Genomic DNA, 14,395 nt, shown 5'->3' with positions numbered 1-14,395 from the left:
TTGATCCGCCCTCGCCAAACCCCGTTGGCCCTCGTGGCCTACGACCTTCCATTTGATGCTAGGAGTTAGGTCGCTAGCTCGATTCCAGTCATCTGTACTGATGTGATCCATCCACAGCTAAAAAACTGAGAACTTCAACACGCCGCTAAGGTTGGGCAGCACCCCCGCGCAAAGCCGAATTGCTATGATATCACACCCGAGTGCTGTATAATATAACAATAATAATTAATAGCTCATTAAAACCACTGATTGTTAGTTGGTTAAAGATACGTCCGATGATTATTGCTCCTTCTGGATCTTTAATGAGTTGGCGAAATGGCCCACCTTCAACTGGAGATATCACTTTGATAACAAAAAAAGAATACATTGATATGATTGGGCATGCATCTACGATAAATGCTAATGGGCATTTATTAACACAAGAAGCAAAGCATCTATCCACTCCTTCATCAAGCCCCGCATCAAGAATGCCTATTGGCGCCTGTCATGAATTTCTAGTTGAAGGAAATTGTGATTTCGATGATTTCGTCGACGCTTATAAGTACGAAGTAAAGGCAAAATATGAGTCTAGAAAAATATTAGAGGATGAAGACTTAGGCTGGGAAGCGTTCTCGCAAATGAATAGCCCGGTTATTGGCCAATCTAGAATTAAGGTTGGGTATAAATATGGTCTGATTGACGCCATTTCTCACAGCTTCATTTTGACTGATGAAGGCTGGCGTAATGATGAATATGAAGTTGTATTGCCAAATGATGCACCCATTGATGATGTATATTCAATGGTTTCAAGTAAAGTCCAAATAATCCCTTCTTTTACTCTGGCGGATTTTGAACAAGCCGAAACGATCGGAGAGTTCTACGTCAATGAGAGAATGATTGCATCGAAAGATCAGGAAGGCTCATGGATAGATCATAGTACGCAGAAGAAATTTAATGAAGGCGAGATTATTCGCTTGCTGCATCATAGGAATGATCCTTTTGTTCTAATGGGTGGGCATTCGGAAGCAACACTGTTTCATGGCAATGTATCTAAAAGCAACAAGCCACAATTAGAGTTCAGGGTGCGTAAAGACAGCTCTTATCAAGGTGATTGCGTATACAGCACAACATCGATAGATGAGGCGGTGAAAGTGTATGGAAACCCTCGATCCTTTGAAGTGCGAGGTAAACTCGACAGGGAACGAACACTGACTGGGGCCGATCCTTCCCCTTACAAGTTTGGTCACTTATACGAACTAACCACATCCGCAACGCTCTATAAGGCATCAATAAAACCAAAATACATCTCCTATAACGATCTGCCAAGTCACTCGGCATTCATGCTCTTAGCAAAGCACACAGGCTTGTCGGCTGGATTCGCCTCAAACCAGTGGCAAGAGATGAAATCCGCTGCCTGCACTTTGGACGTCTACAAGACTATTTCTACATTTTGCTCAAGAGCTAGATTAAATAATGTAAGCAGTAACATATTCAAACAAATATTTGGATCACTAGGCTTTGAAGGTGTCGAGATTAACGTACCATCGAAAGATGTTATGAATGAATTCAAGTCGACGGTCAACCAGCTAAGAACCACTAGGGAAGATGAATTTAACGAAAGAGGTGTGAAAAAAGAGTCGGTAATAAAGCTCTTGGATGACTACATTCACGGTCTTGAGGACTCTTTCCCTCCAAAGGCCCAGAACAGTCACGTTGTCGTATTTGATCACAATCAGATCGAAAGTAAACATTTAACAATACTGCCGTTGCATAAACACTTTGTTGGAAAAGAAGATGTCTTCTACTCATCGAGTAAATCGATTTGCTTAGAAGATGTACTCCAGTTTGGAGCGCGGAAACAAAACACATCAGAATTCGAGCCTTATTAAGGCCCAATTCGTTGCTTATGAAAGCTTTTTAAAAAATCAGGATTTACTCCTATATAATATAACAATTACCAAGAGGTCTCCGACATGGCAGATATTCAATGGAACAACGTCAATACATTTCTGGAATTTAGTGATTGCAAAGTAATTAAGGACGTTCGCGAGGATGAATCCGATGAGAATGAGAAGGCTATCTATACTACCAAAGAGATTGAGGTTGAAGGCGATACGTACCGACTTGAAGTAAAGGATATTCTGGACTGTGAAGGTCGGTGGTATGAAGAAAAGTGGTTTAAGAACGGTGAATTCCACCGACTTGGCGACCTTCCTGCACACACAGATATCAGGGATCATGGTATTCCAACCGAAGCCTATTTGGACCAATATACGGAATCCTACTACCTTGAGGGAAAGCTCCAAAAAACAATCGAAAAAGGTTTGGAATTGTTATCTCAAAAACCTCCCGAAGTTTTGGCTTACTTTGGGATAGATGTGGATGATATTAATAAAGCGGAATGTGACCGAGAGCCTAACCCAGTTATAGTTTATAACGATGATAACCCCTGCCCGTTTTGATTCTTTATGAGTATTTCACTTGAAACAATGTCGGAATCCCTTTTCCTGACGCACTGGATGGAACTTAAAGAGGATTCTGGCACGTACATGATTCGCTTTGTCGATGAGAAAAATGCAATTGGGGACCCGCATCCTCGTCTACTAAATATCCTTGCGACTGACATTAGCTACCCACAGTTAAACTCCATTCAGAAGATTGAAAGCCTATTGCCGTACCCTAAGTTAGCGGACGTACTGTCTGATTTGAATAATCAATACATCCGCGGCGGTCGCTGGCCGGTGTTTACTTTCGGCAAACGTCACGCCATTGCTATAGAGCGCTTTATAAAGGCGCACAGACACGAAATGCAGTCGCTTGTGATTGTTTGCCAATATGGCCAAAGCCGCTCCTACACGAGCGCTGAGGCACTCTCAAGTACTATTAAGGGGCTGGTAGTGAAAAAACATCACACGGCCTCGGGGCACTCGATAAACAAGCTAATTAAGCAGCGACTTTTAACCCAGCTCTTGAAGTAAGTTGCCGCCATTACTCCATTAATTTGCTAGCACCCAGCCTACTTTCGCTTTCAACATCACTTTCAATGCAACTTGGTCAAACTCCCCATTTAATATAATGGTAATTAACTATAGTTTTTGGTAGGATTCCCTGACATTGCATGTGCCAATTCATTTTGGTGCCGCAACATAACTAATAATAATGAATCTAAATGTACGAAATCCTTTGCGTGTTCGCCCTTTCCTTTTTGGGCGTGTTGTCATCTGTTATCGGCCTACGTTACTACAGTTTTCGAGACTTACTTGATAGCTGGAAAAATTTTGTTGCCATCTTTTTCTTACTGCAGTTCTTGTGGGTTAGTGGCTCTATTCAATGGAACTACTTTACTTTCTTAGAAGACTGGCGATTTTATCTCCTCCTTGGCTTTAATATTGCCAATCAGCTACTCATTCGAGTGGTTGCTAAGGCTAACGAAAATAACATGACGCTCATCCAGTTAGCCATGACCCTAACTCCCCTTATTGGGGCGCCATTGTTAGTATTCTATTTGAATGACTGGGCGGGCTTTACGCACACGTTAATGATTCAGTATGAACATGAGTATGAAGTGTATGCACTTACAGCAGCTCTTATTCTTTTATGCTCGATCTACACGTGGGGTAAGGTGAAAAGTGGTTACGTGCAGCGCCCCGTATTGCTGTCGGTATGCGTAATTTTGAGTGCGATTCTGCCAGTCTTTACTGTGAAAATGATGCAAATCTATCACGCCCCGACTCTATACATGATGTCAATTCTAGCCCTTTTCCTTATTTTTTCATTTAGGGCCTGTCATCAAAAGCAATGGAAGCATTACGCCGGTGAGTGGTGGCTTTGGATCTTAATGCCGATTATCTATGTTGGCTATTCACAAATGAATATAATCGTATCCACAACGCTGGCAGCAGAAACCAGTGTCATCATGCGGTGCGGTATGTCGGTCTTGATTGGGGCGGCTTTTGACTACTTCCTACATAAAAAGCTTAATCTCTGCCGAAAAGATGCTCTTGTTGTGGCAATCATACTTGGGCTAAGTAGCTTTATGCTATTAAGGACTATTTGATACAAGTGCCTGACAATCACTATAGATTGGTTAGCGAAGATTCGATTTTAGCTCTAAGAATATGATGGAGTTCAGGCTGGTCGTACTGATATATGTCAGGAATGCCAAGATTAATTATCTTGTGCTGATGTTTAGAGCCTGTATGCTCTAAAATACGAGCCTCATGCATCGATTCAAACACCATCACTACGTCAGCCCATTTAAGCATTAACTCAGAACACAGTGTGGTGCCATTTCGACCACACTCCTTCTTACTCACGCCAGCTGAGCGATATTCATGCTCAGGAAACCACTCTCTACACCGATGCTCAGCAGTAAGCGATCGTTGAATATTCGCCGTACACACAAAGAGGATTTTCATAGCAACCCCGAGTTAAATTAATATAATGGCCCATGTTATTATCATGGACCAATATTTAACCGATGACAATAATTACATTTACAGGCTGAGATCTCGATCGGCCTCATGCTGAAGATCCATCTAGCCACTAGGAATAAGAGTATTTTCACTTTAATTCTCAGAATGTATTTAATTTTATTTTAAGTTCTCATCGTCATTGATTGTTGACATTTCCTTTATAATACTTATTATATTATTTCAAGGGCGTACCGGCGTCCCTCCCCGCCGCGTGGACAATAAAACCGTTTTTAATCTTACTCTATCTGTAATTACAGTTAGACGATGCGAGCGGCACCCATTGTCACTATTGGAGATTGCAGATGAACCGTCCACCTGTATCAGGCCGAGCCTGCCTGTTGATCAAAGAGTTTGCCCTACGTTTTTCAAAAGAATTGTTTGAGGCTACGGGCCATAAGATTCGTGGAAACAAGCTCTACAATGCTTGCGTAAAGCCCTTGGGTTATGACTCTTTTGCTGAAGTTAAAGCCCTTTCTTCAAGGATTAATGATACAACCTATTTTGAGTATCAAGCCTTCTTTAGCTTGCTAAAAAACGAAATTCGTAATTTTTTACCAATCACACTAGAGCAAAAGTATCTGATTGATGCTATTAAGCGTGCCGAAGATCCCGGCCACATTACTGTTCAGATCATGGGTGCAGACGCGAGGCAGGCAGATGTCGAAGCACTTGAACACACAAGCACTTTTCAAGCTTTTGTTGATGATCTCTACTCAATCCTGCCTATCCGCCCGAGGCAGATTAAACTTCAGCTTTGCCTTCAAACACGGGAAAAGTATTGCTCAGAAGATCCAACTTCACCTATTGAAATTATTTTTGACTATTCCCGCTGGAAGAATGAATCCGACCCCATCAAGAAGCTACATTCGTATAAGCCATTCCTAAAGATGTTGAAAGGTGTTAATGGTGCGAGTTTGGATATAGACTGTACCATTAAACAAATCAACACGATCTGCAGCTATCGATTTCTGAATCGGATTGACCAATACGGTCGAGAGTTATGGGGCGATGAAGTCATGATTGTGGATGTCGGCCACCGCACCTTTGACCTTGCTAATCATAAAAAAATCGTGCTAGACAATAAAGGGCTGGGCACTTATGACAATGAACACCTTGAAATTGATCCGTTTACTAATGCGCTTGGGTATGCTCATGAGGTTTTTAAGCAGAACACCGAGCTAAGGGCCATCGTTAGTGAACGCAAGGATGGTTGCTTTTACCACAGAGTGATCAGTGCACCATCAGGCGTAGCTCGCTCATTTCTACTAGACGAAGACCTCAAGTCTAGGTATGCCGCAATCTTTAATTCTACACCTGTAGAGATTGATTTTAAGGACGTTGTAAATTTGAACAACTGTCCTGTTGTTGACCTTAGAGCAGCTAAAGGCAATGCTAAGGTTATGACTCTGGCGCTGGGTCAGGTAGCTAAAGAGAAAACACCCACGATTCTTTATACTGAAGATGATATGGAAGCCTTGATGGAATTCGACCCTAGTTCTGCAACTATACTAAGGTCACTCTCCCCACACCCAATTAGCTAGTTATTACGACCAGTATGACGCATGATTACTCATGCGTCATAGTCCCTCTCCACAAAGCCGGAGACCTTTTGGTTTAGCTTTTTTGGAAATTCTATTTCTGGGCGAATTTTTCTAATGGCCTTATGCATTGCTCCAATATTTGCACCATAATTCATGCAAACCTCATGAAAATTCCCATCATTTAATAGAATACCGGCTCGCGCACTTCCTTGGCCAGCATGAGACAGAGTGTTCCGATATTCAAAACGCTTAATATCGGAAATTGCCACATCAAAAGACCAAAGTTCTGAGTTTGGGTAACTTATAATGAAACGCTCTTTAGTTATTTTAACCTCATAAGTTGCAGGATGTGATCTCAGCCACCACGCCACAGCAAACAGAACTAAACTTGCTACCACAAAAATTCCCGAATATACCATCTTAAAATCAAATGAGATCGTGTCATTGAAGTGCTCTTCATATAAGAAGAGACCAGCAATGTAAGCATAACAAGACAAAGCGATCATTATGAATGTGTGCGATTGCTGCTTTCTTGTCTTCCTGTAAGAGTAAATCATACTGCCCATACATACACCTCTAAATACAATCAAATCATCAGGTTACATTTCATTCCTAAGACAATTTCTTGCTTTTAGTGACCCTAAGCCATATTCATCCTTAAGCTTTCTAACAATGGTGCTAGCGGACCAGCTTTGATCTGGCCACATGCAACTTATTAAATCATCTTCATCAAGATCTAAATCACTCAGTGTAGTTCCGGTTGAATTCTTGAGGATTAAGTCGACCTTAGTAAAAAGCTGCTCATACCGGCATTCAGAAGGCTCTTGTAACGCCTCACCGCCAAGGCAACCTTTATACGCTTTAGTAATAGCCCCTCTGTCCGGCAAACCTAGATATCCTCGCAATAATGGCAAATGATTAGTTCTCGCCATAAGTAAGTCGCCATTCATTTTGATCAGTCCTTCGTACCCAAAGCCGTTATAAAACTTTTCTAGGTTAAACCCTTCTTTTTGTGGAATTTCAACCCTTGCAAACAGAAATGAAAAATCATCCTCCCACACCTCTTTGCCTAGAGCTTCCATTAAACCGTTCCCAAGGCCACGCCCTCTCATATCCTTACCCACCTTGATTTCCATAAGGAAATTAACAGAACAACAGTGATCCTGTATAAAGTGCCATACACCCTCCAAGAATATCTCAGGAAAGACATTTTGCTGATCAACATGACCGATTAAATCACCCAGAGCCATTGCATTCGATTGGATATATTTTAATCGGCCGCTATCTTGGCTATCACCAATAGTTCGAACCCCGTCAATATCAAGATAAAGATCGGAGCTGTTTATTCTGAACTGCTCAATCATAGAATAAGGTTATCCTTTAATTTAGGCTGGCGCCAAAATATGTCCCTCAAGGCAGGTTACTGCGGAACCCCTTACACTAACCTTACCGTCTAATGAAAACCCTAAAGAAATGTATGCATCTCGCCCAACGTGACGCCCTTGCCGAATAAATCTCTCAACTTCAGTAGGCTTATCAGCATAATGCTGCATAAAATAACCAACTGCGCCGTTGCCACTCCCGCATGCAGCATCCTCATTCGTGCCCAAAGACGGCAAAAAGGCTCTAACCTCTGTCCACTCTTCATTACTTTCGCTTTCAGTTCCAAAAATCACAATCCCCGCGATTCCACTCTCCTTACTGAACTTTAAAATATCTTCAGTATTGGGAATTACGCTCATGACCGTGGAGGCATTCTTCATTTCCAAAACTAGCCATTTAATTCCCACATCAATAAAGAGAGGAGGCTTGTTGCTTAATATTCCAGAGCCAAACTGTCGATCTAACCAGACGGCATGTGTTTTTGAAACCCCTACTATATGTGCTGGTGGCATCTCAAAGCCGATAAGATCATCATCGACAAATACCTCAAAAATACCCGCAGGCGACTCCTGCAATACTGCGCCCCTTTTAGCCTCAATAGCACCAGACTCAAGCAACGCATGTGCGGTTCCTATTGTCGGGTGGCCTGCAAAAGGCAATTCAGACGACGTTGTAAATATCCGAACTCCGTAATCTGCATCCTTATTATGGGGCTTAACTACAAAGGTTGTCTCAGGAAGGTTTATCCAACTCGCAATCTCCTGCATCTGCTCTGTAGTAAAATTGTCCCCTCCCATTACAACCGCGACAGGATTTCCTCTAAAGGGCTTTGATGTAAATACATCCACCTGCCTAAATGATACGGTTTGCATACAATAAGTCTCTCTTGACTGGGTGTGAGTGAAATCATATCATTATTTACCTTTATAATAAACAATAGCTTAGGTGACCTATGACAACCTCACTGAATCAGGCAAAATTAGCTATGCTTACTTCCCGCTTGGCAACCGCATTACGAAATGATTCTGCCAATACTTTAAATGACGTACAGATAGATCAAACACCCAACAGTGAATATGCCAATGCCCTTCAAGCCCATCACTGTGCTTTTGACTCCCTCCACAACGCCCTCAATATTCATAATGGAACCATGGATCTTGACTGGATATCTAACGTCCATTCAGATTCGCAATTTGGGCCTGTTTCTATGGCAGAGCTCATTGAAGCTATAAATACTTTGGAGGTCGTTAAGATTGACCACTCTCCTCTTGCTGACAACCCCGCAGCTGAGGATGAATGGTCTGAGTTTTCACCCTCCGTGAAGTATGCCATTAAAGAGTTTGAAAACTTTTGCAAATCGGACCACTGCCAAGAAGACCCAGATAACAAAATCGACTCAAGCAATTCACAAGATTGGTTTAGCTTATCACTCGGTTTCTTTTCCGCAAAAGGGTTGCCTTCAGATGAAGCGTGGGCAGCAGCTTGCTTCGTTAGGTATCAGTGTCATTATTGGGTTTAGAAGGAGTGAATTTACCTTTACAATCCACATGCCTATAGAAGCATAACTGTCGACAGTTATGCTTCTTCTACCTTGCGTATCAAGGTATTCTACTCAAATACTTGTTATTTAAATAAGCACATTAATTCTATAATGTTATAGATACCCTCATTGACAATATGGCTTAATTGTCTACAATATAGACTCATCAGGGATAACATTCTACTTTCGCATGCGCACTATACTACCCTTTCTATTCTCCATAGCGCTACTTGGAAGTACACCTACCTATGCTGAAGATATTTTCATCATCAAGGCTGGTGGGCGTAGCCCTTCAGACACAATAAACCAGCTGTCGTATCAACTACACTCAAAATTACCAAACTCAAAAATAGTTCAAATTGGTGAGCACGAGCCCTCTGATCTTGCAAGCAAAACAGCCAAGTATATTGTTTTAGGGAGAAGCGGGTTTAGTTTTGCTGTAAGCAACCTTAATCCAACCTCTTATATTATCGCAGGCTTACCTTTTGTACCCACCGGTCATATAGGTGCACCTTACAGAATTGCCCCGGACACACTTATTAAGAGTATAAAGAAAGCTAATCTTGGGATTGCTGGCATTTCCGTTATTTACAGCACCCCTAATGCTCAGTACGTAAACTCTCTTAAAGAAGCCTTAGCTCATGATGACCTCACTCTAAATGCCCAAATGGTAAACTCTCGAGATAAGGTTCTTGATTCCTACGCGGAGTTTTTCAGTCAACCAGACTCAAAACAGGCTTTACTAGTTTTGTATGATCCTATGGCTACCCAAAATGGAGTGCTTTTACCCTACATTGCCACTAATGCTTGGAAATACAAATTAGTAACCATTACAACCTTTCCAAAGTACGTGAAATTGGGTATTTTACTAGGGATATATCCGACCGTCAGATCTACTGCAAATGTGATTATAAAGCGCTTACACTCTCAATCCACTTTATTTCCAAGAGAAACGGTCCTATCTATAAACAAGAAAGCTGTAGAACGAAGGGGATTACCCCTGTCAAAACAAAGCGATACGATCGTGATTTATCATTAATTATGAAGCTTTATTATAGGCTTAAGTTGTCACCTAACTCTTCTGGAGGTGCATCAGGCAGTCCATCAAACCCACACTGCTCCATCATTAAGTTTGCATTCAGATAAGCCTCTCGATCGTATGGCGTAACTCCAATTATGCTTTCTGGCGGTATTAGGCCTTCAAATGCAATATCCCCATGCTCCTCAAGATACCATTTGGTAAGCCACTGGAATGCTTCCGCCATCTCTGTGTCCAAGAAAGCGTCCCAATGCTCCAATAATGATTCTGCGTGCCCTAAAGGTACCCCTAACGCCTCTGAAATATCCTCAGGCGTTTCAAAGATATCCTCTTGAGCAAATCCACAATACAGGCCATCATCCGGGTACAGCGCAACCTGAGAGCCTCTCAGAATTGACGCATCTATCTTAAGAACGACGATATCACCTGTGTCATTCTCACCAAAACTTAAGCCATTTCTCTCAAACAAGCCTGTGTTTAAATTGGCCTGATAGGGATCAGTCGTTAGGTAAACGGCTTTCCCCGGAGTACTAACTTCCATAGTTCCATGAATCTGCCCATAGAAGTTAGGGGATAAACCCCATTTTGCTATAGAGCTTAATCGCTTGCGCTCCGTTACATGATACAGAATATCAAGCTCAGGAAACTCAAATAGATCTGGCTTTTCCGCCTTGATAACTTCAATGAGAGAACAATATTCTTTATTCATGACTTTTTTGAGCCGGGGCTGCGCCTACACTAGGGTCCCACCTCGCCTTATCGAGAAAGTTCTTCAGAATACTCCAGATCAGCCTGCTTTTCAGGCTTGATCCCATTTACCTTAAGAATGTGGGATGCAATTTCATAATCACTTCTTCCTTGGGCTTGCGAGCAATATTGTAAATATTGATCAGGCCTTATTCCCATATCCACAAGTGATGTAGAGCTGTAACACTGAATTACATGGTCCACATTCATAACTCGCTCATACTCATTAGGCTGAAATCCAGAACGAGCATAGGCATCAGCAACCAAGTACCGATCAAAACCACCTCTGGATACAACCTCTTTTGGAATGTGGCTGTGCGAAGAGAATGTATTTACATCCTGAGCGCATACTATATTGGCACGCTCCAGCAGTCGACCGGTTAGAATAGCATTGTTTACAGTGCCAAAGCTCCTATCCTGAATGCCCAGTGTATTCAATTGCGCATCACAGAATTTCATAATCGTCATTCTATCCGGCGCAATGGTAACACCTCCATGTGAAATCATTTTAACACCATTAGCTATGTAGTCATCATGCAACCCCAGTTCACTTAAAGTCTTCCCGCAATGCAGTGCTGTGAGATAACTAAGTGAAGTAACATGAGCAAAGTTTTCGAGCACTTCACTCTCTACCTTTAAATCGAAAGTTGGACTCTCACCCACAACTTTATCTAATTCTGTACGCAGTGCCTCCCTATCATATAAAGAATCTTCTATAAGGGTTGATGGTATGTAGCATAAGGAATCCAGAGCGCGGTCTTCTACAATCTGACTGATCAGCTTGTCTATAAACACCTCCCTAACTGAACTACCACCAACACTAACAAGATTAATTTTACTTGCGGACTGATGAATTGGACCTGCATGTAACATAAAATATTTCCTTGGATAATATATCCGGATGCTTAACTACTTAATATTATAACCTTTTTAAATTATCATTCCCAGCCAATTCAGGATTACTTGGCAATATAACGCTATCACCACAACCTCTCTTATTATTAAATGCAAGCCTAACGCAGGTTAGTGATTGAACAATTGAGGGGGCTCTCAGCGACTATCTTTTTAAATCAATGATTTCGTTTGTCAAAGCATCGCAATCGAAGGTAGGATGATCCTAATTACAGGATATTGCGAACTTGATTGCTTATTGGGGCTTTAATAGGGCTGAGCTCATACTGCAGCCCTAGTTACCTCTATCTGGAAAGCTCGATAGAATTATCCTGCTCAACCTGTTTTTCAGGCTTAATGCCATTTTCTCTAAGGATATGTGCAGCAATCGAATGCGTATTTAACGTACTCGCCTTCCCACAATGCTCACGATATTGCTCCGGCTCAACACCCATTTCAACCAATGTGGTCGGACTGTAGGACTGGATGGAGCGATCGACCTTCATCACGGTTTCATACTGTTTTACATCAAAGCCCGCTTTCGCAAAGCCCTCAGCAACGGCGTACTGGTCGAATTGACCCCGACTAACAACCTCAGCTGAAACATGATGGGCATCTTTAAAGTCCTTGGGACCTTGGAAACGATTTCGATCAGTAATCCGATCAGCGGCCTCAAGCAGCGTTCCAGTCTTAAGTGCTAATTTAACAGCATCAAAATCACGCTCTTGAATGCCCGCCTTGGTAAGCTCTTGATCAACAAACCGCTCAACCGAATCACGCCCCACACCATGACCGACCCCATCAACATCCCAGAACCACAGGCCTTCTTTAAGCATGTTGTCCATCAACCCAAGGTCACTGAAACTCTTGCCACAATGCATTTTACAGATAAAGTCTGCAGATAATGCACGCGCAAGGTGTTCGATGGCCCTTTCTTCCTGATATAGGCCGCTGATCTGTTTCTGCATCGCTTCATTCAATACAGCATGCAGCATCGATCGGTCATATAGGTCGTCATTAAGTATGGGCGCTGGAATAAGGCTTAATTCATCTAAAACTCGCTCCTTGATAATTACATCCACCAGTGCGTCTATAACCCGATCCTTCACACTTGGATGACTCGCATGGAATTTTGTGTAGCCCCAGAACGCATCAGTGACCTCAAACGCCTCAGCCACACCATCATCCAATGAAATTATTACTCCTCTCTCTTCATTTACGGGGCTCTCAAGTTGATGCTTGCCAATACCAATCACGTAATCGTAAGGCTTTCCAACCTCTTCAGATCCATCACGGCCACCATACGCAACTCCACCGAAAAGAGAAGGTGTGTAGTTCTCGATAACACGACCTTCAATCCTCGCACCCACACGGAAGATGCTGCCATCATACCGACCGACAATAGGATAAGTCCCTGCGGGGGCTTCCACCTTCGTGTGCCACGCGGCCACTTCATGCGACAACTCTTTCTGTTGAGGCTTACTTAATTCAACCTCACCCAACTCAAACGTAACTTTCCTTGCCACTTTGCCTAGAGGGCCTGTGTTCATAGTAAAGACTCCTACTTTTCTTATTGTAACAGCTGTTAATTTTATTTATTATAACATCTAATAAAACAAACAAAAACCTACATACTAGCATATGAGCGCTTTAGCGACGGATCTCATTGGTTACATCGCCATGGCCTGCTGTCTCATGGCAGTATCGCAAACCTGCGACCAAAAACTTCGAGGCCTAATGGCATTATCCCTTTCATTATTCTCATTGCACTTTGTTGGCCTTGGTGGTTATGCGGCTGCGGCTACTGTGGGTTGCGCTGCAACGAGGATTGCTCTTGCCTCATTGTTGCCTAAAAACAACTGGGTAATGACCTTCTTTGCCCTACTTGGCATGTCACTGTTTTCTATAACCTATCAAACACCTACTGACATTATTCCATTGGTGATTTACCTAATTGCAACCTACGCCTATTTCGCCCTTGCGCACATACCCCTCAGAGTCGGGCTTATTGCGTGCTCAGTGCTAGGTATCGTAAATGCCATCATCCTAAACAGCCCACCCCTTTTCATTACTGATGCGGTACTGATTGGCCTTAATGCTATGACCATCTATAGGCTGAAACACTTACCTAAGGTAGCCTGAACAATGTCATGGCAGGAATTCTTCAGCACGCATACTGCCAAGCTGATTGAGCTGACCCCCATCCTCCAAGACTTCGCTGCAGAACTACTATTAATCCCCGGTGCCACAGAAGGACTGATCATTTCGATATTGGCCTTACTGGCCTTCCTATGGAAACGCGGTGGTAAAAAGTCACATCGATGGCGGATACGTCAGGCAAAGCGCGTTTATAAGAAAATCCAAAAAATCCATAAGCAGCGAGGTGAAGCTGCAGTTTTCCAATATGTTCGAAAAATCGATCCTTTCGTATTTGAGGAGTTAATCTTAATTGCCATTGCCGCAAAGGGTGGGAAAATTAAACGTAATAAGCGCTATACCGGTGATGGTGGCATTGATGGGCAGTGCTGGATCAACCGCAAACACTACCTCATTCAAGCGAAACGCTATTCTGGGTATATTAAAGGCAGTCACCTTAATGATTTTGACACGATTGTCCGGAAACGCCGCACTCGCGGTTTGTTCATTCATACGGGCAAAAGCGGCCGACACGAAAGCTCGAAGGTCGTCACCATTATTAGTGGCCAAAAAATTCTTTGGCTTCTACTTGAACGCATTACCCTTAATGATTTATTATAGCGTTTATTAAGAAGTCAAGTTTTGAGATTTGATCTCCCTGCTG

At 42.6% G+C, this 14,395-nt stretch carries 16 protein-coding genes; 9 read left to right on the top strand and 7 right to left on the bottom strand.

Going from position 1 to position 14,395, the window contains the following annotated elements:
• The first annotated feature begins 275 nt into the window (after positions 1 to 275).
• The 4 genes from ACMXYT_RS23120 to ACMXYT_RS23105 all read left to right on the top strand — a co-directional run bounded on the left by ACMXYT_RS23120 (position 276) and on the right by ACMXYT_RS23105 (position 4,036).
• Positions 276 to 1,868: a hypothetical protein gene (locus ACMXYT_RS23120; protein ID WP_415912778.1), complete on the top strand. Its 1,593-nt coding sequence runs from the start codon at positions 276 to 278 to the stop codon at positions 1,866 to 1,868.
• Positions 1,869 to 1,952: 84 nt separating this feature from the next.
• Complete coding sequence (locus tag ACMXYT_RS23115) at positions 1,953 to 2,441, top strand: hypothetical protein (protein ID WP_415912777.1); 489 nt, start codon at positions 1,953 to 1,955, stop codon at positions 2,439 to 2,441.
• 6 nt (positions 2,442 to 2,447) lie between these two features.
• Positions 2,448 to 2,957, top strand: a complete 510-nt coding sequence (locus tag ACMXYT_RS23110) for a hypothetical protein (RefSeq protein WP_415912776.1) — start codon at positions 2,448 to 2,450, stop codon at positions 2,955 to 2,957.
• Positions 2,958 to 3,148: 191 nt separating this feature from the next.
• Positions 3,149 to 4,036 carry a hypothetical protein gene (locus ACMXYT_RS23105; RefSeq protein ID WP_415912775.1) on the top strand — a complete coding sequence of 296 codons (888 nt, stop codon included), beginning with the start codon at positions 3,149 to 3,151 and terminating at the stop codon, positions 4,034 to 4,036.
• A gap of 19 nt (positions 4,037 to 4,055) precedes the next feature.
• Here the strand turns inward: ACMXYT_RS23105 and ACMXYT_RS23100 are convergent, their stop codons facing one another.
• On the bottom strand, positions 4,056 to 4,397 hold the full coding sequence (locus ACMXYT_RS23100; protein WP_415912774.1) for a phosphotyrosine protein phosphatase: 342 nt from the start codon (positions 4,395 to 4,397) through the stop codon (positions 4,056 to 4,058).
• A gap of 359 nt (positions 4,398 to 4,756) precedes the next feature.
• Here ACMXYT_RS23100 and ACMXYT_RS23095 point away from each other — a divergent pair, with 359 nt between their 5' ends.
• Entirely contained in the window at positions 4,757 to 5,995 is a 1,239-nt protein-coding gene (locus tag ACMXYT_RS23095; RefSeq protein ID WP_415912773.1) for a hypothetical protein, read from the top strand.
• A gap of 29 nt (positions 5,996 to 6,024) precedes the next feature.
• On the opposite strand, the gene ACMXYT_RS23090 is transcribed toward ACMXYT_RS23095, so the two are convergent.
• Genes ACMXYT_RS23090 through ACMXYT_RS23080 form a run of 3 tightly spaced genes read right to left on the bottom strand, consistent with a single transcriptional unit; the run spans position 6,025 to position 8,250 of the window.
• Positions 6,025 to 6,561, bottom strand: a complete 537-nt coding sequence (locus ACMXYT_RS23090) for a hypothetical protein (protein ID WP_415912772.1) — start codon at positions 6,559 to 6,561, stop codon at positions 6,025 to 6,027.
• A gap of 33 nt (positions 6,562 to 6,594) precedes the next feature.
• Positions 6,595 to 7,359, bottom strand: a complete 765-nt coding sequence (locus tag ACMXYT_RS23085) for a hypothetical protein (RefSeq protein ID WP_415912771.1) — start codon at positions 7,357 to 7,359, stop codon at positions 6,595 to 6,597.
• A 21-nt stretch (positions 7,360 to 7,380) separates the two neighbouring features.
• Positions 7,381 to 8,250 carry a PhzF family phenazine biosynthesis protein gene (locus tag ACMXYT_RS23080; protein ID WP_415912770.1) on the bottom strand — a complete coding sequence of 290 codons (870 nt, stop codon included), beginning with the start codon at positions 8,248 to 8,250 and terminating at the stop codon, positions 7,381 to 7,383.
• Positions 8,251 to 8,330: 80 nt separating this feature from the next.
• Between ACMXYT_RS23080 and ACMXYT_RS23075 the strand changes: the two genes are divergently transcribed.
• Positions 8,331 to 8,897, top strand: coding sequence for a hypothetical protein (locus ACMXYT_RS23075; RefSeq protein WP_415912769.1), 567 nt, complete (start codon positions 8,331 to 8,333; stop codon positions 8,895 to 8,897).
• Positions 8,898 to 9,108: 211 nt separating this feature from the next.
• On the top strand, positions 9,109 to 9,957 hold the full coding sequence (locus tag ACMXYT_RS23070) for a hypothetical protein (RefSeq protein ID WP_415912768.1): 849 nt from the start codon (positions 9,109 to 9,111) through the stop codon (positions 9,955 to 9,957).
• Positions 9,958 to 9,970: 13 nt separating this feature from the next.
• Here ACMXYT_RS23070 and ACMXYT_RS23065 read toward each other — a convergent pair whose 3' ends face one another.
• The 3 genes from ACMXYT_RS23065 to ACMXYT_RS23055 all read right to left on the bottom strand — a co-directional run bounded on the left by ACMXYT_RS23065 (position 9,971) and on the right by ACMXYT_RS23055 (position 13,145).
• Entirely contained in the window at positions 9,971 to 10,666 is a 696-nt protein-coding gene (locus ACMXYT_RS23065; RefSeq protein ID WP_415912767.1) for a hypothetical protein, read from the bottom strand.
• Between the two features lie 47 nt (positions 10,667 to 10,713).
• Positions 10,714 to 11,577 (bottom strand): hypothetical protein, encoded by an 864-nt coding sequence (locus ACMXYT_RS23060; RefSeq protein ID WP_415912766.1) that lies wholly within the window; start codon positions 11,575 to 11,577, stop codon positions 10,714 to 10,716.
• A 323-nt stretch (positions 11,578 to 11,900) separates the two neighbouring features.
• On the bottom strand, positions 11,901 to 13,145 hold the full coding sequence (locus ACMXYT_RS23055; protein WP_415912765.1) for a hypothetical protein: 1,245 nt from the start codon (positions 13,143 to 13,145) through the stop codon (positions 11,901 to 11,903).
• A gap of 91 nt (positions 13,146 to 13,236) precedes the next feature.
• Here ACMXYT_RS23055 and ACMXYT_RS23050 point away from each other — a divergent pair, with 91 nt between their 5' ends.
• Positions 13,237 to 13,737 carry a YgjV family protein gene (locus ACMXYT_RS23050; RefSeq protein ID WP_415912764.1) on the top strand — a complete coding sequence of 167 codons (501 nt, stop codon included), beginning with the start codon at positions 13,237 to 13,239 and terminating at the stop codon, positions 13,735 to 13,737.
• A 3-nt stretch (positions 13,738 to 13,740) separates the two neighbouring features.
• A complete protein-coding gene (locus ACMXYT_RS23045) occupies positions 13,741 to 14,352 on the top strand; it encodes a restriction endonuclease (protein ID WP_415912763.1) in 612 nt (203 codons plus the stop codon).
• The last annotated feature ends 43 nt before the right edge of the window (positions 14,353 to 14,395 follow it).

Origin of the sequence: Neptuniibacter sp. QD37_11 (genome assembly GCF_047778105.1) — a bacterium.
In the GTDB taxonomy this organism is placed as follows: domain Bacteria; phylum Pseudomonadota; class Gammaproteobacteria; order Pseudomonadales; family Balneatricaceae; genus Neptuniibacter.
The sequence above is the reverse complement of the archived record's forward strand: the minus strand, read 5'-3'. Positions and strand labels throughout refer to the sequence as shown.